The organism is Acidimicrobiales bacterium (genome assembly GCA_035546775.1).
GTDB lineage: Bacteria > Actinomycetota > Acidimicrobiia > Acidimicrobiales > JACCXE01 > JACCXE01.
This window is the reverse complement of the sequence record DASZWD010000003.1, coordinates 29,330-48,130: the sequence shown is the minus strand read 5'-3', so window position 1 is coordinate 48,130 and position 18,801 is coordinate 29,330. Positions and strand designations below refer to the sequence as shown.

The following is an 18,801-nucleotide window of genomic DNA, read 5'->3' as shown; positions in this document are numbered from 1 at the left end:
TGAGCGTCACCGTCGGGGTCGTCGACGGGCGCGTCACCCGCACCGAACCGGCGCGGTCCACCCTCGTTGCGGACAACGTGTGGCTGGTGCCAGGGTTCGTTGATGCCCACTGCCACGACGGGCTCGAGGACGACGGTGCCGTTGACGAGGCGAGGCAGCGGCAGCAAGCGACCGAGGACCGCGACGGCGGCACCCACGCCATCCGTGACTGCGGCGTGCCGGCCGACACCCGCTGGATCGACGCCGCGGACGACCTCCCGCGGATCATCCGCGCGGGTCGTCACATCGCGCGGCCGAAGCGCCACACCCGCGACATCGGGCTCGAGGTGGAGCCGGACGAGTTGGTCGCGACGGTGGAGGCCGAGGTGCCCCGCGGCGACGGCTGGATCAAGCTCGTCGGCGACTGGATCGACCGCGACCGCGGCGACATCGCTCCCCTGTGGCCGTTCGCCGAGCTGACCGCCGCGATCGCGCGGGCGCACGAACTGGGTGCCCGCGTCACCGCCCACGTGTTCGGCGAAGAGGCGCTGCCCGACCTCATCGCCGCGGGCATCGACTGCATCGAGCATGGCACCGGTATGTCGCCCGACGTGATCGACGCGATGGCGGCGCGACGCATCGCGCTCGTGCCAACGCTGATCAACATCGCCCGCTTCCCCGAGATCGCCGAGAAGGGCCACCGCTTCCCGGTGTACGCCGACCACATGCGGTCGCTGCATCGCACGGTGTACGCGCGCGTCCGCGACGCCTACGAGGCGGGCGTAGCGATCTACTCCGGCACCGACGCCGGGAGCGAAGTCGTCCACGGCCGCATCGCCGACGAGGTGCTGGCGCTGCGCGGTGCCGGGCTGTCGGCCGCCGACGCGTTGGGCGCGGCCTCGTGGCGCGCCCGCGAGTGGCTCGGCGTGTCCGACGGCCTCGCCGAAGGCAGCGACGCCAACTTCGTCGTGTACCCCGCCGACCCGCTGACCGACGTCACCGTGTTGCGCCACCCGAAGTACGTCGTGCTGCGCGGCGCGTTGTTCGCCCGTTAGACGTCGGCGGTCGAGCGGGCGAGCGCGTCTCACCCGGCGGCGAGGCCGCGGGCGGCGTCGAGCACCACGGCGCGCAGGCGCGGCAGGTGACGGGCAAACTCTTCGAACACCGCTTCCTGCGTGACGGCGGCAACGTCGGGGCGATCCTCGAGGCCGGCGTCGAAGTCGGTCACCAAGCCCACTGCGCCATACGAGAGGCCGAGTTCAGTGGCCAAGACCGTCTCGGGATACTGCGTCATGTTGATCACGTCGGCGCCCCAGCTGCGATACAGGCGCGACTCGGCGCGCGTGGCGAAGCGCGGCCCGTCGATCACCACGACGGTCGCGCCGTCGGCGGCCGGCTCGCCCCGTTCGCTCGCAGCCGCCAGCAGCGCGGCGCGCACCGCCGGCGCGTAGGGGTCGGCGAAGGGCGCGTGCGCCGGACCTTCCTCGAAGGAGTCGTAAATCGTGTCGGCCCGGCCCCGCGTGCGGTCGATCAGCTGGTCGGGCACCACCAGCGTCCCTGGCCCCCACTCGCCCACCAGCGAGCCGCAGGCGAACGACGCCACCACGTGCGCCACGCCGAGGCAACGCAACGCCCACAGGTTCGCGCGGTACTCGACCCGGTGTGGGGGCAAGGTGTGGCCGGCCCCGTGGCGCGGCACGAAGGCCACCGGGACGCCGGCGAGATCACCGATGTGGGCTTCGGCCTCGCCCCAGGGCGTCGCGACGCGCACGGGCGACGTGTCGGCACCGAGGTCGTAGAACCCCGAACCGCCGATGACGCCCACCGTGACGGTGCTATCCATCCCGCTCTCCTCGACGTAAGGGAGCGTGCGCGAAGGCGCGTACCCCGGTGGCAAAGTCGACGGTTGCCCGGAAGCCGATGTGTTCCGCCGCCGCAACCGTGCTGCCTACGACGTGGCGGACGTCGCCGAGCCGGAAGGCGCCGGTGACGATCGGGGGCGGGGCCGCGTTGCCGAAGGCGCACGCCAGCACCGTCGCCATCTCGCCCACCGTGTGCGGCTGCCCCGACGCCACGTTGAGGGCGCCGCACCAGTCGGAGCCAAGCGCCAGCACGTTCGCCGCCGCGACGTCGTCGACGTGGACGAAGTCGCGCAGCTGGCCACCGTCCTCGAACACGCGCGGCGCTTCGCCGCGCTCGAGCGCGCTACGGAAGATGCTGGCCACGCCGGCGTAGGGCGTGTTGTTCGGCATCCGTGGGCCGTAGACGTTGTGATAGCGCAGCGCGCACACCGCCGCGCCCGACTCGCGGCCGAAGGCGGCGGCGAGATGCTCGCCGTGCAGCTTCGTCGCGGCATACACGTTGCGCGGATCGAGCGGCGCGTCCTCGGGCACGGCTTGGGACGCCAGCGCCGCGCCACAGACAGGGCAGGGCGGCTCGAACTCGCCGCGTTCCAACGCGTCGACGCGGCGCGGTCCCGGGCGCACGTCGCCGTGGACCGAACACGAGTACCGGCCTTCGCCGTACACCACCATCGAAGACGCCACCACGAGGCGGCCACGGAACCGCGCGCGCCACAGCGCGTGCAGCAGCGTCGCGCTGCCCTGGTCGTTGTCACGCACGTAGCCGGTGACGTCGCCGAAGTCGACGCCCAAGCCGACCCGCGCCGCCTGGTGGCAGACGGCGTCGACGCCGCGCACCGCCTCTTCTACGGCGTCGGCGTCGCACAGGTCGGCGATCAGATACGTCGCCGCCGGATTGAGATAGTCGGGCCGCACGACGTGCGCCGCCGGGTCGAGGGAGTCGAGCACGACGACGTCGTGGCCGGCGGCGACCAACTGGTCGACCACGTGACTGCCGATGAAGCCGGCGCCGCCGGTGACGAGGACGCGCACGGCTACACCCGCGTCCAGAGGAACGTCTGGAAGCCGAGCGCGACGACGGCTTGGAGTGCGAGCCATCGGCGTGCCCGCGAGATGTCGAAGCCCCCGGCCGTCGTGCTCAGCCGAGCACCGTCGACCCACAGCGCGCCGCCCGCCAGCAATGCCAAGGGAACGAAGGGTTGCCAGATGCGCTCGGTCTCCGCCGACGACAACCCGCTCAGACCGGCGAGCACGACGCAGGCGACGGCGCCGAACACCAGGGCGCGCGCGGCACGCCCGCGCACGCTGGCCAGTCCCGCCACGATCGCGGGGCCGATTAGCGCGGCATAGATCGCCGCGTTGCCGAGCAACCAGTAGCGGTAGCCGCGGATGCGGGCGACGCTCTGCGCGTACTGCACCCGCGTCTCGCGCAGCCCCGCGAGCCACGAGAAGCCCCACAGCGCCGGCAGGGCGAGGACGGCCAGCGCCGCCAGCGCGGCGACGAGCAGCGGGCGCAGCTGGCGGCGCGCCGCGGCCACGGCCACGACCGGGCAGGCGAGCAGAACCAAGCCGTAGGACAGCAGCAGCGTCGCGCCGAAGGCGACGCCGCCGGCGAGGGCGAACGCGTCGCGCCGCGCGCCGGGCGGCTCGACGATGGCGCGAATCAGCAGCCACACGGCTACCAGGCCGACGGCACCGAAGACGACGTCGGGGTTGGTGCGCCACACCAGCACCGGGCCGATGGCGACGAAGGGCGCAGCGGCGCGCACCGCGGCGTCGCCCGTGAGCGCGCGCAACGAGGCCAGTGCGGCCACCGTCATCACTGCGCCGGCGGCGAGCATCAGCGCGAGATGGAACGTTCGGCTCGCCAGGCCGATCCGCTCGAAGGCCCAGAGGACGAGCACGAGTCCCGGCGGGTGGGCCCGCAGATGGGCGGTGAGGAACGGCTGGCGATCGACGTAGCGCCGCAGGAACGCCGCCGGACCACCCCAGTCGTCGACCAGATGCGTGTGTGCGCCGTAGCCGAAGCGCAACGACACCCAATGCGTGTTGTCCGGACCGGCCCACGCCAGCACCAGGGTGAGCACGACGGTCGTCGCGGCGGCCGCCAGCACGACGGAGCGCAGGTGCCACCGAGTCGCCCAGCGCGGCGCCGCCCAAACGGCGAGCGCCAGCGCACCCGCGGCGACGCCCAGCCGCGGCAGCAGCGCCACCGCGAACCCCCAGCGCCCGACCCAGGGCACCGCGCCGACCTCGATCGGACGGCCCCGCCGGTACACGACGCCGACCGCAACGGCCACCACGAGGAGTCCCGCCCACGCGGCAACCAAGACCGGCCCGCGGGTTGTCGCCGCCGGCTTGGACTCGGTCAGCCGCGGAGGGGCAGCGTGACCGTGAACCTGCATCCGGACCGTACGTTGTCGACGTCGATGGCACCGGCGCACGCCTCGACGAGACCCTTGGCGATGGCGAGGCCGAGCCCACCACCCTGCTCGCCCTTGCCGCGGGCCGCGTCGCCCCGGAAGGCGACGTCGAAGACGCGCTCGAGGTCGGCTTCGGGAATCCCACCGCACTGGTCCTGCACTGACACCGTGGCGCAGCCGTCGGCGGCATCGACCCGCACGACCACGACACCGCCCGCCGGCGTATGGCGAATCGCGTTGTCGATCACGTTGTGCAGCACGCGACTCAGTTCGGGAACGGCGACCTCGACCTCCGCGTGGTTGTCGGCGCCCGCGCCCTCGTCGACGAGCCGTACGCCGCGGCGCTCGGCGCGCTCGAGTTGGCTCGCCACCGCGTCGGCGACGACGGCATTGAGGACCACACACTCACGCCGCATCTCGTGGACGCCGCTGTGGATGCGCGACAGCTCGAACAGGTCGTCGACCAGCGCGCTGAGGCGCTCGGCATCGCGTCGGATTTGCAGGTGGTAGCGGGCGGTCGTCTCGGCGTCGGACACGATGCCGTCGTCGAGCGCTTCGGCCATGGCGCGGATGGTGGCGAGCGGACTGCGCAGATCGTGGGAGACCCACGCCACGAGGTCGCGGCGCGACTGCTCGAGCGATTCGGCGCGCTGGCGCAGTTCCTCGAGCCGGCGGGGCAGGTCGACGACTTCCTCTGCGAGTTGCGTGAACTCGGGCGCTGCCGGCGGGAGCCGGTCGACGCCGTGATCGGACTCCCCCGCGCCAATCCGACGCGCCAGGTCGCGTACCGACGCCGCGTTGCGCTCGAGCTGCGAGCCGAGTTGCGCGGCGGCGCCGAGGCCAACCGCCGCGCTGGCGCCGAGCACGACCAGCAACGCCTTCAGGTCGTGCGCCGAGATGAACATCTCCTCGGCGGCGAAGATCACACCGACCAACGTCGAGACGACGGCGGCGGCGGCGATCACCAACGCCTGCGTGCGCACGGGACGCCGGCGCGTGCCACGTGCCAGGCCGGCGCCGACGAGCGCCGCGACTGCCGACGCCGAGGCCGCCATGAGCAGCAGCGCGACGAGGTCGTGCGCGCTCACGGATCGAACCGGTAGCCGACGCCGCGCACGGTCACGAGATGCCGCGGTGTGCTGGCGTCGTCCTCGATCTTCTCGCGCAGGCGACGAACGTGCACCGTCACCGTCGACGTGTCGCCGAAGGACCATCCCCACACCGACTCGAGCAGTTCGTCGCGACCGAAGGACCGCCGGGGATGCGACATGAGATGGACCAGCAGGTCGTACTCCTTGGTCGTGAGTGACAACGGGTCGCCGTCGAGGCGCGCTTCGTGCGCGGCGCGGTCCACGCAGAGCCGGCCGGCGACGAGTGGGTCCGTGCGGCCGCCCGAGTCGCGCAAGGTGCGGCGCAGCACGGCCCGCACGCGTTCGACCAGCTCGCCCGGCGAAAAGGGCTTGGTGACGTAGTCGTCGGCGCCGATGCGTAGACCGGCGATGCGGTCCTCTTCCTCGCCGCGCGCGGTCAGCATGACGACGGCGATCGGCGCCACCTCGCGCAGGCGCCGGCACACTTCGATCCCGTCGAGTCCCGGCAGCATCAAGTCGAGCACCACCAAGTCCGGTAGGGCCGTCAAGGCGGTGGCAAGCCCGCTCTCACCGTCGGTGGCGAACAGGACTTCGAAGCCGTCGCGTTCGAGATAGCGGCCGACCACGTCAGAGAGCACCGGGTCGTCGTCGACGACGAGGATGCGCGCGCCGCTGATGCCGTCGACCATGCCAGCCAGCGTACGGAGCCGGACCGCGCCTCCGCGTGGCGCGGCGAGCGAGTTTCGCAAACTGTAAGACGATTTCGGGCTCGCAGGTGCGGCCGTTCTCTTACCGTGCGACGGTGCGCTCGCGCCGGTCGACCCACCTCCTCGTGATGGCGAAGGCCCCTGTCCCCGGACAGGTGAAGACCCGTCTCATCCCGAGCTTCGGCGCGCAAGGCGCGGCGGCGATTGCCCGCGCCGCGCTGTGCGACACCCTCGATGCGGTCGACGCCTGCGCAGCGACGCGGCGCATCGTTGCCGTCGCCGGGGCGCCGCTTCCCACCGGCGTGGGGGCGGGCTGCGAAGTGCTCGCGCAGCGGGGCGAGACGTTCAACGACCGGCTGGCGGCCGCCTGGGCGCACGCCGGCGCGCCGGGGTTGCAGATCGGCATGGACACGCCGCAGGTGACGCCCGCGCTGCTCGATGCCGCGCTCGCGCAACTCGTCGACGGGCCCGACGACGCCGTCCTGGGTTTGGCGACCGATGGCGGGTGGTGGGCCATCGGGTTCCGGCGCCCGATCCCGGGGGCGTTCGCCGGTGTCCCGATGAGCGCCGATGACACGGGCGCGCGGCAACTCGCGCGCTTGCGCGCTCTCGGCGTGCGCGTCGGGTTGCTCCCCGAGCTGCGCGACATGGATCGACCCGAAGACGTCGCCGCGATCGCCGCCGATCATCCGCACCTGCGCGTCGCCCGCGAGGCGGCGATTCGCGCGGACCGGGTGCGCGCATGAGCATCGCGGGCGTCGTCACCCGCGCCCAGTCGGCGCGCGACGAGGCGTTGCAGGATGAGGTGCACTCGACGCGCACCGCCGCGCTCCTCGGTGTCGCCCTCGGCGCCTGTTTCCTCGTGTGCTTCGCCACCGGACTCGTGTCGCATCTGATCCAGCATCCGACGGGGTGGTTCCGCTGGCCGCCGCGCCCCGTCGGCCTCTACCGGGCGACGCAAGGGATTCACGTCGCCACGGGACTTGCCACGATCCCGCTGTTGCTGGCGAAGTTGTGGAGCGTGTTCCCACACTTGTTCCGTTGGCCGCCGGTGACGTCGGTCGCCCACGCCGTCGAGCGGATCATGCTCGTGCCGCTCGTGTGCGGTGCGGTCTTCATGCTCTTCAGCGGCGCGGCGAACATCGCGCAGTTCTACCCCTGGCACTTCGCGTTCCCCGTGGCGCACTACTGGGTGGCGTGGATCACCATCGGCGCGCTCGTCGCTCACACCGGCGCCAAACTCGCCACGACCCGCGACGCGCTGCGGCACCCGCCGGCGCCCGGCACGGCGATGGACGGGTCTGCGATGTCGCGACGCAGTTACCTCACCCTTGCCGGCGCCAGCGCCGCCGCCGTCACGCTGACCACCGTCGGCCAGACGTACTGGCCGCTGCGCCGCCTGGTGTTGTTCGGTCCCCGCCGGCCCGACATCGGACCGCAAGGACTGCCGGTCAACGCACTGGCCACCGCCGACATCCGCGCCGCCGGGCGCGACCCGGCGTACCGGTTGCGCGTGATCGGCGACGTGCCGACGCCGCTCGAACTCGGCATCGACGACCTCGCGGCGATGACCCAGCACGAAACGCGCCTGCCCATCGCCTGCGTCGAGGGCTGGAGCGCGACGGCGGACTGGCGCGGCGTCCCGGTGCGCGATCTGCTGGCGCGTGCCGGCGTGCGCGCCGACGACGTCGTCGAGGTGACGGTGCACTCGCTGCAGCGGGGCGGGTCCTACGGGCACTCGCGGCTGTCGAACGCGCAGGCCCGCGACCGCGACACGCTCGTGGCGCTCGAGGTCAACGGCGAGACGCTGCATCCCGACCACGGCTACCCGTGCCGGCTGATCGGTCCGAATCGGCCGGGTGTGCAGCAGACGAAGTGGCTGCGCGACCTGACGGTGACCCGGCTGTGAGCGAGTCCCGTCCCGCGGGCGGGCGCCTGTTCTGGACGGCGATGGCGCTCGGCGCCGCCATCGTCGGCTTCGGCGTACGCGGCGCGCTGCTGCACTTGCGCCCGGCGCGGATCGTCAACCTGTCGCTGTTCCTCGGCGCGTCCGGCGTGGCCCACGACTTCCTGTGGGCGCCGCTGCTCGTCGCTGGCGGCGTCGCGACGCGGATCGTCCCACTGCCGTTCCGCCGCCCCGCGCGCGTGGGCCTCGCGCTGAGCGCCAGCCTGGTGCTGTTCGCTGTGCCGCTGCTGGCGGGGCCCTCGACGCGGGTGCGCAACGCGACCGTGCTGCCGTTGGATTACACCCGCAACCTCGTCGTCACCATCGCCGTCATCACCGCGGTCAGCGCGACCGTCGGCGCCGCCGCATGGGCGCGCACCCACCGACACGGGACGCCCCAGTCGTGACGGCGGCGCTGCGCCGGCGTGGCGGGTCCGTCGCCCACTTGCCTGTCGATGCGTGGGACGCGCCGGCGACTCCCGGCGAGCGTGCGGTGTTGGCGACCATGCACGGGCCGGTGCTCGACGTGGGTTGCGGTCCGGGTCGGCTCGTGGTCGCGCTCGGAGAGATCGGCGTGCCGGCGCTGGGCGTGGACACGTCGCCCTACGCCGTCGACCGCACGCTCGGTCGCGGCGCGTCGGCGATCTGCCGCTCAGTGTTCGACCGGGTGCCGGGCGAAGGACGCTGGCGCTCGGTGTTGCTCTTCGACGGCAACGTCGGGATCGGCGGCGACCCGGTGCGGATCCTGTCACGGGTGGCCGAACTGCTGGCCCCCGCCGGCGTCGCCTACGTCGAGGTGAACCCGCCCGGCACCGCCACCCGCGTCGAGGACGTTCGCCTCGAGGTGGACGACCACGTCGGGCCGTGGTTCGCGTGGGCGTGGGTCGGCGCCGACGAGTTGGCCACGCTGGCAACCGCGGCCGGCTTGCGACTGCGTCAGTGGTTGCGGATCGACGGGCGCTTCATCGCCCAGCTGGCGCCAGCGGCGTCGTGACGGCCGCCGTCGACGTCATCCTGCCCGTTCTCGACGAAGTCGAGGCGTTGCCGTGGGTGCTGGAACGGCTGCCCGCGGGCTACCGGGCGATCGTGGTCGACAACGGATCGACCGATGGTTCGGGCGCGGTGGCCGCCGCCCTCGGAGCCACCGTCGTGCGGGAGGACCAGCGCGGCTTCGGCGCCGCCTGTTTCCGCGGGCTCACCGAAGCGTCCGCCGCCGTCGTAGCGTTCATGGACTGCGACGGCTCGCTCGACCCCGGCGCGCTGCCCCAGTTGGTCGACGTCGTCGCGCGAGGAGATGCCGACCTCGTGCTCGGGGCGCGGCGGCCCGAGCGGGGGGCGTGGCCGTTGCACGCCCGGCTGGCCAACCGCTATGTGGCGCGGGCAGTCCGCCGCCAGACCGGCGCCGCGATCACCGATCTCGGACCCATGCGCGTTGCCCATCGCACCGCATTGCTCGACCTCGACCTGCGCGACCGCCGCTCGGGCTGGCCGCTCGAGATGGTGCTGGCCGCCGCAGCCGCCGACTGGCGCATCCGCGAAGTCGGTGTCGCCTACCGCCGCCGGAGCGGCCGCAGCAAGGTCACCGGCACAGTGCGCGGCACCCTCACCGCCGCCGCCGACATGCGCCGTCAGTTGCACCGCGCCTGACGGCCACACTCCGCCCCATCAGCGTTCGGGCGCCCGCGTCCACGCCCTCATTGCGGACTCACCGCGAGATAGGTGACGGACGCGACCGCGCCGACGGCGAACGATGCGCGGGTCCCCCACCGCGCTCGGCGCAGCGTTGTCTGCGCACGCGCCGTCGGTGGTTCGTCGAGTCGCATCAGCTGACGGGCAAGGTCGAGACCGCAGAGGGCGAATCCGGGATGGAGTACTCCGACGACCGCGAGGATGCGCGCCCAGCGGTCGTAGCGGATGCGCATTGACAGCGGCGTGTGTCCGTGGATTCCGTCGTGAGTGAAGGCCATGTAGAGCAGGAAGATGCTGAAGCCGATGCCGAGATAGAAGAGAAGCAGGGTGTCGTGATTACTCAAGGCTGTTGTCCTTTGGTTACGCGTGACCGACCGCGCGGCGGCGCGAGTCATCGGGGTGAACGGTGCGCGCACGCGCGACAAGAAGGCGCGGTGCGGCTTGGCATGCAGCGCGGAAGTCGCGCCCGGAGCGGCTAGCGAACGGGCGGTGCTCGGCCGGCGACGTCGTTCGCCAGCAAACGGCGAACCTGGATCGACGGGGTCAGCGCGGTGGCGAGCAAGTCGTTAGCCGGGCCGGTCCCGCGAAGACCGGCAGCGAAGAGGGCAGCGACTTTGGGCGATGCGACGTCGACGTCGCGGCGTGCGGGTCGCGCCAAGGAAGCCACGGCGCTCGGCTCGGTGGCGGCGCCGATCATGTGCGCCGCGCGCTGCTCGGTGAAGACGCCGGCGTGCATCGACGACGACACCGGCGACGCGACCGCGAGTTCCGACACCGCGGCCGAACCGACGATGCCGAGCGCTGCGGCGACGAGCGCGACGAGGATCGCGACGTGGCGGCGCATCACGCTGTCGGAGGGTACTCGGAGTGCGACGCTCTCCCACCAGCGCTCGCAACCTTCACGTCGATTAGGGATCAGCAGGGGCGTGTCCCGATCCCGGTCCTGGTCCCGGGTGGGGCCGGAAGAAAACCTCGAGATTCGTCGGAACCGGGAACGGATGGAACGGTCGAGCCATGAACGACCGGCTCGCGGCCTACCGCGAGGCCGGCGTCGCAGTGCTGAACGTGCAACCGTGGGCCCGAACGCCGGCGGGGCATCGAGACACTCGCCGGCTGGCTCTGATCAGTACGGCGGTAGACGCGGATCAGGCGACGCGGCGCATGTTCCGCCGAACCGGCGTCACATTCCTCGACTCACGACCGTGAGCGCTTGTTCGACGTGGCGGTGCGCGGACTCGAGGTCGTCCCACGCGTCGCCGTCGAACCGGAACAGCGCCGCGTTGAAGAGGACTTCCTCTTCCTCTTCGATATGGCGCTGCAACGCGTACAGCGCCAGGTGGTCGAAGCTGCGCTGCTCGAGGGCCGCGAACAGCTCGGCGTGCTCGGCTTCGAGATGCGCGAAGGCGTCGGCCGCGTCGCCGGTCACGGCAATAAGCAGCGGGTAAAGCCCGGCCTCTTCCTTGGTGACGTGGAGATCGAGCAGTTCGACAAGCCGGGCGCGGCCAGGCTCGTCTACAGGTCGCTGGTGACGGATGGCGTCGGCCAACGGTTCGGCGAGCGCGAGGATCGCTTCGTGTTCGGCGGTCAGCTCCGCGATCGGCGGGTACTCGCGGCAACCGCAGTGGTCACACATGGTCGTCAGCCAATACGAGCGCGGCGGGGAACAGCGTGTGGTTCTCCTTGAGGATGTGCAAGTGCGTGTCGGCCTCGAGCGCTTCGAGACGTTCGTACAGCGACCGGTAACTCGCGCAGGCGTCGTCGGGGATCGCGAAGTCCCGCGTCACCGACCGCAGGGCGCGCAAAACGTCACCGTCGCGCTCGTGCTCGAGGGACATCATCCGGATCGGGTTGGCGATCGACCCGAACGGGAAGTCGCGGGGCCCGTCCGCCAACGCGGTGATGGCGGGAAACAGGATCCGCTCCTCTTTCAGCATGTGGGGCTCGAGGTCGGCGTACAACGCGTTCACGAGACGCCGTACCTCGACCAACTCAGGATGCCGCTCGCCGTGCACGCCGAGCACTTTGGCTGCGAGGCCGTCGAGGGCGGGCAGTTCCTCGTGGAGGTAGGCATGGTGCGTGGCGACAATGTGTGCCGCAAGCGCGGGCGCGTCGAGGTCGCGCCACGCGGTGTCGCCGTGAACGGCGAGCCCGGCGAGATCGGCCTCTACTGCGGCCGGGTCGACGTCGCGCGCGCGGCACGCGTCCGCGAGGGTGTCGGCGCCATGGCAGCAGTAGTCGAGCCCGTAGCGCTCGAGGACGCGGGCCGACGCGGGATTGGCCGCGACGAGATCGCCGAGCGAATTCGAAGTGTGGACGTCGGTCATGGGATTCCTCCGAGGGGTGCGATGGACAGCGAGCACGGACCGCGCCGCGGATCGACGACGCTGAAGTCCTCGACCCGGGCGGCGAGCCGCGCTGCGAGGTGCTCGACCGCGGCACGATGCAGCGCACACACGGTGGGACCGGCGATGGCAGCGAACGGGCAGTCGTGCAGCTCGATTGCGGTGGCGGCACGGCGTGGCCGGCGACGGACGTTGAAACCGAGGTCGCCCGCGGCCGCGGCGACGGCGTCCACCGCCGAGCTCGCCGCGTGCGCGTCGGCGAGGCGAGCGCCTTCGTCGGCCGCGACCTCGTCGATCGACGCACCGTCGGCGACGCGGCTGAGCATGCCTGCGATCCGCTCGAACGGATTGACCGGCGAGATCGCTTGGACAGCGCGGTAGACGTTGCCGCGGCGGCCCGGTTCGTCACGGGGCGGCGAAGGCTCACGTACCACGAGGCCGGCGGACTCGAGCACCGCAAGGTGTTGGCGGATCGCGTTCACGTGCAAGCCCGTCGCCGCGGCCAGCGCGACCACTGCAGCCGGTCCCTCCTGCAGGATGGCGAGCAGTTCGCGGCGACTGCGGCTCGCGAGAGCTCGAGCGCGGAGTGCGTCGGGCTCGGCGTCGGAACGGGGCAGGGTCATTTCTCTACCGAAGGGTAGAGAAATAGCGGAGGCGGCGGTAGGGCCGATCGTCCCTATGCGGCGTTGGCCGGTGGCGTCTGCGTGAGCCGACGCCGAGCCACCACGAGCAGTACCGCGCGCACAGCGCCGTCGAGCGCCCATGCGGCCAGCGCCACGCCGTATACGACCCGGAGCCCGCCCACGGTCGCCGCTACGACGGCAACGTTGCCGCTGACCAGTCCGAGCCAGGAGCGGGTGATACGGAAGCTGGCGGCCAGCTGCTCGTGACCGCCGCCGACCAGCACGGGCCCGAAGTACGACAGCGAGCCCACGATGAGCTGCACGTAGCCACCGACGACGAGCGCCGGCACAACGCCGCCGGCAAAGGGCGGCAGACCGCGCCCGGCGCGTGCGCCGGCGTAGACCACGGAGCCGACCCACCATGTGATCGCGGCGCCGGTTTGGACGAGCCGTGGACCTGCCCAGCGCAGTTGCTTGCCGCGCACGCGCGGCATCAGGGCGAGCAGGCACAGCAGCGCGGCGGCGTAGCCGACGAACCCCGCGGCTGCGGCCACACGCCAACGCCCGACCAACCCGATCGTCGCCACCGCGAGCCCCGCCGCCATCAGCGATTGGATGCCCCACTGCGCGGCGTGCGTCGCGCGCCGCGACATCTTCACCTTTGCCTCGGTGGCCACGAAGAACGGCAGCGTTCCCGCCACCACGAAACCCGCGAGTCCGAGGAGGTTCAGCGTCTCGTGCACGTCGCGCAACCGCCCCGCGAGATCGCCGCCACCGCCGGAACCGAGGACCCCTCCAAGGACTACGCCCACCACCCCTGTCGCGATACCGACGAGATACGCCGTTATGGCGGGCCGCACCCGTGGCTGGACGGCACGCCGGGCGATGGCGCACAGGATTACGGCGAGCGTCACGAGACCCGCGACGGTCGACACCGCGCCGACGGCGACGACCCAGGACCAGCTGCCCTGGCGGCCGGCGACGACGAGCACGGCGCCGCCGGTGACGAGCCACCGCTGCGTCACAGAGACGGCGCGCACAGGAGGCGGTGCCGCGCCCCACGTGACCGCCAGGAACTGCGTTGCGCCGGAGATCGCCAGGACCAGGGCGCCGGCCAGCGCCAGGTGCAGCGACAGCCAGCGGCCCGTCCAGTGCGGCACGGCGGTCCCGGCCGCCGCGGCTACGAGGAACGCACCGGCGAGCAGCAAGGTCGGACGCGCTTGGCGCTGCGCGTCCGCGACGCGCCCGGGCGCGCCCCTGGGGCGGCCCCGTCCTTCCACCGGCAAGGGACTTTCGGAGCTCAACGGTCGACGCCTACGTCTGTTTGCGCTCACACCATGTGAAGTTCTCCGTCGGCCGTGCGTGACGCCGCCAGGCCCGCGATGCCGTGGTTCATCGCTTCGGTCATCGCAGACTCGTCGGCTGTGCGAGCGAAGGCGCGTGCTCCTTCGGCGGTGCGCAGCGCGGCGAAGACGTTGGCCGGTCCCTCACGGTCGTACACGACGGTCGCCGCTTCGACGACACCCTCACCAGCCCATCCCTCAGGCACACCGGCGCGCGCGTTGTCGACGACATCGCCCTGGCAATCAATGCGACGGAACTGTGAGGGAGGCGTCGTGCCGTACACACCGAACGCGTGCTTCGTCGCGACACCGCCGTTGCCGTGCACCAACCCGTAACCACCGCGGCGTACGAGCGGCACGATCGCGGCGATCGACTGGCCCGCGGCATTCGCCAGCGGCGCGCCGGCGAACCCGAGACCGCCGGTGACGGTCAGTGGCCGGTCTGTCGACAAGCCCAGCGCGTTAGCCGACATCTGCACGATCGACGGAAAACACGCGTAGAGATCCACGTGCTCGACGTCATCGGCCGCGATGCCCGCTTGCGCGAAGGCGGTCGTTCCCGCGGTGGTGAGTGCCGGGCAGCCGTGCAGTTCGTCACGGTTGATGATCTGCCACGTCTCGTGGGCCACGGTGACGACGAGCGGAAAGACGAGTCGGTCGTCGGCGACGCCGGCGGCGCGCGCCGCGTCGACCGAACACAGCAGCGTCGCCGACGCCATGTCGACCTGATTGTTCGCAACCATCGCCTTCGTATACGGGAACGAGATCATGCGGTTGTCCGGTGTGGGCTCGCGCACCTCGGTCGGCGAGTGCGCATTGCGATCCCAGGCGTACGGGTTGCCGGCCGCCGCTTCGCTCATGGCCGCCCACAGCTTCGCCGCTCGATCGCGCATCGCATCGATCGACTCGCCGCGCGACGCCCGCAGACTGTCCTCGAACAGTGCGTACGCAACCGCCGGCGGGCCGAGCGTCGCCATCTCCGCCAGCATCTCCGGCGCAAACGGTGACAGCGACTCGGGCGTGCCGTCGCCCGGCTCGGTGATCCAGCGCGGCACCTCACCGGCCTTCTTCAATCGTTGCTCGGAGTAGCGCGCCTCACCACCGACCACGAGCGCGACCTCGATCTCGCCGCGGGCAATGCGTTCGGCCGCCATGCCGACGAGGTCCTGGCCCGAAGAGCCCGAAAACGCCGAGAGTGCGGTCGCGGCGTCGGGTGAACCGACCGCGCGGGCGATGAGGGCGCCCGGGTTCGTAAAACGCCACACGCCGCCGACCACGGCGACCCAGTCCAGCTTCTGTAGCAACGCGGGCACGCCGGCGTCGTCGGCGGCAGCGCGCGCGGCGTCGACCATCAACTCGATAGGCCCGCGCCCGTCGACGAGCACGACCTCGTCGGGGCGTTGGACCACTTGCGCCGCACCGGCAATCGCGGGAGTACGTCCGTCAATCATCACGAGAAGCTAACGGAGGTTGTGACCACGAGTTGCGCTGACGACGAGAGCGAAAAGAACCTACGACGTACGCTTACGCTGCTACATGGGATCGAAAGCGAGGAGGTTCTCTCCCACGTTTTCTTCCGGTCCCGGTCCCGTAGCTCAGGGGATAGAGCGTCGGTTTCCTAAACCGTGCGTCGCAAGTTCGAATCTTGCCGGGACCGCTGGCTGGCTGGCTGGTGCCTCGCCGGTGTCGGTGATGGGCACGTCGCAGGTACGACTTCTGCGCGTGTGTGCCGTTGGTGAGCAACGCGACGGACTCCCACAAAGGCCGTTGCGCCGGATGACGGCGCGCAGGCGCGGCAGGTGACGGGCGAGTTCTTCGAACACCGCTTCCTGCGTGACGGCGGCAACGTCGGGGCGGTTCTCGATGCCGGCGTCGAAGTCGGACACCAAGCCCACTGCGCCATACGAGAGGCCGATTTCGGTGGCCAAGACCGTCTCGGGATACTGCGTCATGTTGATCACGTCCGCGCCCCAGCTGCGGTAGAGCCGCGACTCGGCGCCAGTTGCGCCGCGCCCAAGCGTCGCCCGCCGACGCCTCAGGTCTCCGGCTCGGGCCGCAGCTCGACCGAGAGCGAATGGCGGCCGCGGAACTGCATGGCGTCGACCCAGTCGGTCACGCCGTCGACGGCGTGCTCGCCGGCCACCAGACGGGGCACGAGTGGGCGCAGCGCGCTCATCGTTTCGGCGCGGGCCAACGCTGCGCCCAAACAGAAATGGGGCCCGAACCCGAACGCCACGTGACCGGCCGTGTCGCGGTCGGCGTTGAACCGGTCGGCGTCGTCGCCCCAGCGCGCTGGGTCGCGGTTGGCCGAGCCCAGCAGCAGCGTGACGGTGCTGTCGACGGGGATATCCACGCCGTGGCGGGTCACGGGTCGGGTCGTGCGCCGGAACACGTACTGCACCGGCGACTCCCACCGCAGCGTCTCCTCGATGACCGCTGCCAAGCGAGTGTCGTCGCCCTCGGCGCGGAGTCGCAGTAGCTCCTCGGGATGGCTCAGCAGCGCGAACACCGTGTTGCCGATGAGGTTGGTCGTCGTCTCCGTTCCGGCGAACAGGAGCAGGGCGGCGAAGCCGACGGCTTCGCCACGCGACAATACGTCTTCGTCCTGGGCCCGAACGAGTGCAGTCAACAGGTCCTCACGCGGCTCGCGCTGGCGCTCGTCGATGCGGCGCCCGAGGTCGTCGGCCAACTGCAACATCGCCAGCATCTCGTCCTGCCCCAGTCCGACGCCGCGGGCGCTCCCGCTCATGACCTTGGTCATGGCGTCAGCCCACGCGCGGAATGAGTCGGCCTCGGCGGGGTCGGCGCCCACGAGCGCGCAGATGACCCGCACCGGCAGCGGCGCCGCCAACCCGGCGATTACGTCGAAGGAGCCGCCGGCGCGGGCGGGGTCGAGCAGTTCGGCGACGGTGCTGTCCATGTGGGCGCGCCACTCCTGCATGCGACGCGGCGTGAAGCCGCGGTTGACGATGCGCCGCAGGTCGGTGTGTTCGGGCGGATCGACGGACACGAGCATCCCCTGCGCGTCTTCGCGCGGCAGGCGTTGCTCGCCGTGGCCCGTCGGCTGATCCATCAGCACGCCGCGCATGGCGTCGGACGAGAAGAGGCCCGGCTCCGACAGGGCCCACGCCACGTCGTCGTGGCGCGACAGGACGAAGGTCCCCGTGCCCGGCGCCCAGTGGACCGGATCGTCGGCGCGCAACTTGTCGTACAGCGCGTACACGTCGGCTGGTGCGTTGTCGAAGGGGTCATAAGCGATGGTCATCGACGTTCCTTTGTGATCGTCAGGCGGCGGCCGGACGGAAATCGCTGATCGAGCGCCAGCAGCGGCACCCTTGCTGCCATTGCACGGTGTGGACGGTGTCGGATCCAGTGAGCTTGCCGGGGCCAAAGCGGCTCGGGCCGAACACGGCGCTGACGCGCTGGCCGAGCGCGGGTATCGCGGCGCGCCAGCGCGCCCGGGTCGGGTTCGGTCCCGCCAGGTCGAGCGCGTCGCGGAACAGCATGAAGTTGTCGCACAGGCCGAGCAGTTCGGCCGAGGCGGCGCCGTCGGGCGGGATCGGTGCGAGGCCCGCGTCTTGCGCGATCTGCGAACACAGTTGCCATCCGTCGTAGGGCGTCTTGCCCGAGGGGCGCAGCATCGATCCGAGCGACGCGATGCCGATGGCACCGTTGAACTGGTCGGGCGGGAAGTTGGCGGCGGTGGGGTCGCTCGTGTTCAGGAACCAGTCCGACGTCGAGTACTTCGGGTGGTAGTTCTGGCTGTCCGCGGCGTTCATGAAGATCTGGGCGGCGGCGAAGTTGCTCACGACGAGCACGTGGGTCACGTGCGCCAGCCGGAAGCGCGTCGCGATGTTCGACGGCTCGCCGACGACCGCGCTCAGGTTGCAGTCGTGGTCGCCGACGACGACGTTGCCCGCGCCGTTCGCCTCGAGCGCCGGCGCGAGCACGTTCAGGATCGTCGGCTCGGTCGCCGGGCATTTGTCGCCGAGGATCCCCACGGTCGCACCTTGGGGGAACCACCGCATCGCGCCGAGGTCGCGGGCCCACGTCACGCTGATGCGGTCGACCGCCGCCTGGTAGCTCACCTCGTTGCCCCCCGATCGCTTCTGCCAGTCGCGGGACCACATGACCGAGTGGACGAAGGGCGTGTCGCCCTTGGACGTGTTGGTGAGGCAGTCGAGCGACGCCGTGTCGAGCATGGCGGCCACGTCGACGACACCGAACGCTTTGGCGTCGTCGACCATGGCCCGGCAGGCGGCGGCCTGATCCTCGACGCTGGTGGGGTCGGTGTAGCGCAAGACGGGCACGATCCGGCGCCCGTCGACGCCGCCGTTGCGACTGGCCCAGTCGGCGAGGGCGCGCACGTACTTGTCGCCGTCGTCGCGCTGGCCCGTCGAGAAGCCGGTTCCGCTCAGGCCCGCCGGGTTCTGCAACATGAACCCCACGGTGACGGCATCGGTGGTGACCCCGCGGTCCGACGCGATCCGGGCGGCGTCGTCACCGGAAGCGCCACCCGTGCTGCGGCCGACACCGCCGGTCGTCGCCGTGCTCTGGCCGCCGCCGTTCGCCGCGACAACCGCTCCGGCGTCGCCGAGCGTCGTCGTGGTGACCGAGCGGCGCGAGCCGCCCCCACCCGCCTGCAGCGAACGCGCCGCGGCGGGGTCATCGGGCCGCACGGCGATCGACGCCACGAACAGGCACAGCAGACTGATCAACGCCGCCGCGGTGAAAACGCGCTCGCGTGGCGACGCACGGCCGATCCAGTCGCGCACCTGTGTGGGCAGCACGGGCACG

Annotated in this window: 20 protein-coding genes and 1 tRNA gene; 7 read left to right on the top strand and 14 right to left on the bottom strand. The window is 71.5% G+C overall.

Annotated features, from left to right (window positions below; all coding sequences use genetic code 11):
• Nucleotides 1-1,034: amidohydrolase family protein (locus tag VHC63_01030; protein ID HVV35156.1), on the top strand; the 1,034-nt coding region annotated here is incomplete at its 5' end.
• Nucleotides 1,035-1,063: 29 nt separating this feature from the next.
• On the opposite strand, the gene VHC63_01025 is transcribed toward VHC63_01030, so the two are convergent.
• The 5 genes from VHC63_01025 to VHC63_01005 are packed head-to-tail and all read right to left on the bottom strand — an operon-like array spanning nt 1,064 to nt 6,044.
• Nucleotides 1,064-1,822, bottom strand: coding sequence for an MTAP family purine nucleoside phosphorylase (locus VHC63_01025; GenBank protein HVV35155.1), 759 nt, complete (start codon nt 1,820-1,822; stop codon nt 1,064-1,066).
• Complete coding sequence (locus VHC63_01020; GenBank protein HVV35154.1) at nt 1,815-2,873, bottom strand: NAD-dependent epimerase/dehydratase family protein; 1,059 nt, start codon at nt 2,871-2,873, stop codon at nt 1,815-1,817. Before VHC63_01020 ends, VHC63_01025 begins: the two co-directional genes overlap by 8 nt.
• A 2-nt stretch (nt 2,874-2,875) precedes the next feature.
• A complete protein-coding gene (locus VHC63_01015; GenBank protein HVV35153.1) occupies nt 2,876-4,246 on the bottom strand; it encodes a hypothetical protein in 1,371 nt (456 codons plus the stop codon).
• On the bottom strand, nt 4,210-5,352 hold the full coding sequence (locus VHC63_01010) for an ATP-binding protein (GenBank protein HVV35152.1): 1,143 nt from the start codon (nt 5,350-5,352) through the stop codon (nt 4,210-4,212). Before VHC63_01010 ends, VHC63_01015 begins: the two co-directional genes overlap by 37 nt.
• Nucleotides 5,349-6,044: a response regulator transcription factor gene (locus VHC63_01005; GenBank protein HVV35151.1), complete on the bottom strand. Its 696-nt coding sequence runs from the start codon at nt 6,042-6,044 to the stop codon at nt 5,349-5,351. The genes VHC63_01010 and VHC63_01005 overlap by 4 nt, the downstream gene beginning before the upstream one ends.
• A 113-nt stretch (nt 6,045-6,157) precedes the next feature.
• On the opposite strand from VHC63_01005, the gene VHC63_01000 reads away from it, so the two are divergent.
• The 5 genes from VHC63_01000 to VHC63_00980 are packed head-to-tail and all read left to right on the top strand — an operon-like array spanning nt 6,158 to nt 9,654.
• Nucleotides 6,158-6,808 carry a DUF2064 domain-containing protein gene (locus VHC63_01000; GenBank protein HVV35150.1) on the top strand — a complete coding sequence of 217 codons (651 nt, stop codon included), beginning with the start codon at nt 6,158-6,160 and terminating at the stop codon, nt 6,806-6,808.
• The gene (locus VHC63_00995) at nt 6,805-7,971 is read left to right on the top strand and encodes a molybdopterin-dependent oxidoreductase (GenBank protein HVV35149.1); all 1,167 of its coding nucleotides are present in this window, start codon (nt 6,805-6,807) and stop codon (nt 7,969-7,971) included. Before VHC63_01000 ends, VHC63_00995 begins: the two co-directional genes overlap by 4 nt.
• Nucleotides 7,968-8,414 (top strand): hypothetical protein, encoded by a 447-nt coding sequence (locus tag VHC63_00990; GenBank protein ID HVV35148.1) that lies wholly within the window; start codon nt 7,968-7,970, stop codon nt 8,412-8,414. Before VHC63_00995 ends, VHC63_00990 begins: the two co-directional genes overlap by 4 nt.
• Nucleotides 8,411-9,001, top strand: a complete 591-nt coding sequence (locus VHC63_00985) for a methyltransferase domain-containing protein (GenBank protein ID HVV35147.1) — start codon at nt 8,411-8,413, stop codon at nt 8,999-9,001. Before VHC63_00990 ends, VHC63_00985 begins: the two co-directional genes overlap by 4 nt.
• On the top strand, nt 8,998-9,654 hold the full coding sequence (locus VHC63_00980) for a glycosyltransferase family 2 protein (GenBank protein HVV35146.1): 657 nt from the start codon (nt 8,998-9,000) through the stop codon (nt 9,652-9,654). The genes VHC63_00985 and VHC63_00980 overlap by 4 nt, the downstream gene beginning before the upstream one ends.
• Nucleotides 9,655-9,701: 47 nt before the next feature.
• On the opposite strand, the gene VHC63_00975 is transcribed toward VHC63_00980, so the two are convergent.
• The 7 genes from VHC63_00975 to VHC63_00945 all read right to left on the bottom strand — a co-directional run bounded on the left by VHC63_00975 (nt 9,702) and on the right by VHC63_00945 (nt 15,455).
• Nucleotides 9,702-10,040: a hypothetical protein gene (locus tag VHC63_00975; protein ID HVV35145.1), complete on the bottom strand. Its 339-nt coding sequence runs from the start codon at nt 10,038-10,040 to the stop codon at nt 9,702-9,704.
• 131 nt (nt 10,041-10,171) lie between these two features.
• Complete coding sequence (locus VHC63_00970; GenBank protein ID HVV35144.1) at nt 10,172-10,540, bottom strand: hypothetical protein; 369 nt, start codon at nt 10,538-10,540, stop codon at nt 10,172-10,174.
• A gap of 336 nt (nt 10,541-10,876) precedes the next feature.
• Complete coding sequence (locus tag VHC63_00965; GenBank protein ID HVV35143.1) at nt 10,877-11,329, bottom strand: hemerythrin domain-containing protein; 453 nt, start codon at nt 11,327-11,329, stop codon at nt 10,877-10,879.
• Nucleotides 11,322-12,020 (bottom strand): iron-sulfur cluster repair di-iron protein, encoded by a 699-nt coding sequence (gene ric, locus VHC63_00960; protein HVV35142.1) that lies wholly within the window; start codon nt 12,018-12,020, stop codon nt 11,322-11,324. The genes VHC63_00965 and ric overlap by 8 nt, the downstream gene beginning before the upstream one ends.
• Nucleotides 12,017-12,661: a helix-turn-helix domain-containing protein gene (locus tag VHC63_00955; protein HVV35141.1), complete on the bottom strand. Its 645-nt coding sequence runs from the start codon at nt 12,659-12,661 to the stop codon at nt 12,017-12,019. The genes ric and VHC63_00955 overlap by 4 nt, the downstream gene beginning before the upstream one ends.
• Nucleotides 12,662-12,714: 53 nt before the next feature.
• Nucleotides 12,715-13,941: a hypothetical protein gene (locus tag VHC63_00950; GenBank protein HVV35140.1), complete on the bottom strand. Its 1,227-nt coding sequence runs from the start codon at nt 13,939-13,941 to the stop codon at nt 12,715-12,717.
• Nucleotides 13,942-13,991: 50 nt separating this feature from the next.
• On the bottom strand, nt 13,992-15,455 hold the full coding sequence (locus tag VHC63_00945; protein HVV35139.1) for a hypothetical protein: 1,464 nt from the start codon (nt 15,453-15,455) through the stop codon (nt 13,992-13,994).
• Nucleotides 15,456-15,588: 133 nt separating this feature from the next.
• Here VHC63_00945 and VHC63_00940 point away from each other — a divergent pair.
• Nucleotides 15,589-15,661 (top strand) — tRNA-Arg (locus VHC63_00940).
• 378 nt (nt 15,662-16,039) lie between these two features.
• On the opposite strand, the gene VHC63_00935 is transcribed toward VHC63_00940, so the two are convergent.
• Both VHC63_00935 and VHC63_00930 read right to left on the bottom strand, forming a co-directional pair.
• Nucleotides 16,040-17,269 carry a cytochrome P450 gene (locus tag VHC63_00935; GenBank protein ID HVV35138.1) on the bottom strand — a complete coding sequence of 410 codons (1,230 nt, stop codon included), beginning with the start codon at nt 17,267-17,269 and terminating at the stop codon, nt 16,040-16,042.
• Nucleotides 17,270-17,288: 19 nt separating this feature from the next.
• Complete coding sequence (locus VHC63_00930; protein ID HVV35137.1) at nt 17,289-18,800, bottom strand: hypothetical protein; 1,512 nt, start codon at nt 18,798-18,800, stop codon at nt 17,289-17,291.
• Nucleotide 18,801: the final 1 nt, after the last annotated feature.

Coding starts and splice junctions, on each gene's coding strand:
- VHC63_01025 (HVV35155.1), bottom strand. CDS start 1,822: ATGGATAGCACCGTCACGGTGGGCGTCATCGGCGGTTCGGGGTTCTAC.
- VHC63_01015 (HVV35153.1), bottom strand. CDS start 4,246: ATGCAGGTTCACGGTCACGCTGCCCCTCCGCGGCTGACCGAGTCCAAG.
- VHC63_01005 (HVV35151.1), bottom strand. CDS start 6,044: ATGGTCGACGGCATCAGCGGCGCGCGCATCCTCGTCGTCGACGACGAC.
- VHC63_00995 (HVV35149.1), top strand. CDS start 6,805: ATGAGCATCGCGGGCGTCGTCACCCGCGCCCAGTCGGCGCGCGACGAG.
- VHC63_00970 (HVV35144.1), bottom strand. CDS start 10,540: ATGCGCCGCCACGTCGCGATCCTCGTCGCGCTCGTCGCCGCAGCGCTC.
- VHC63_00965 (HVV35143.1), bottom strand. CDS start 11,329: ATGTGTGACCACTGCGGTTGCCGCGAGTACCCGCCGATCGCGGAGCTG.
- ric (HVV35142.1), bottom strand. CDS start 12,020: ATGACCGACGTCCACACTTCGAATTCGCTCGGCGATCTCGTCGCGGCC.
- VHC63_00955 (HVV35141.1), bottom strand. CDS start 12,661: ATGACCCTGCCCCGTTCCGACGCCGAGCCCGACGCACTCCGCGCTCGA.
- VHC63_00945 (HVV35139.1), bottom strand. CDS start 15,455: ATGATTGACGGACGTACTCCCGCGATTGCCGGTGCGGCGCAAGTGGTC.
- VHC63_00935 (HVV35138.1), bottom strand. CDS start 17,269: ATGACCATCGCTTATGACCCCTTCGACAACGCACCAGCCGACGTGTAC.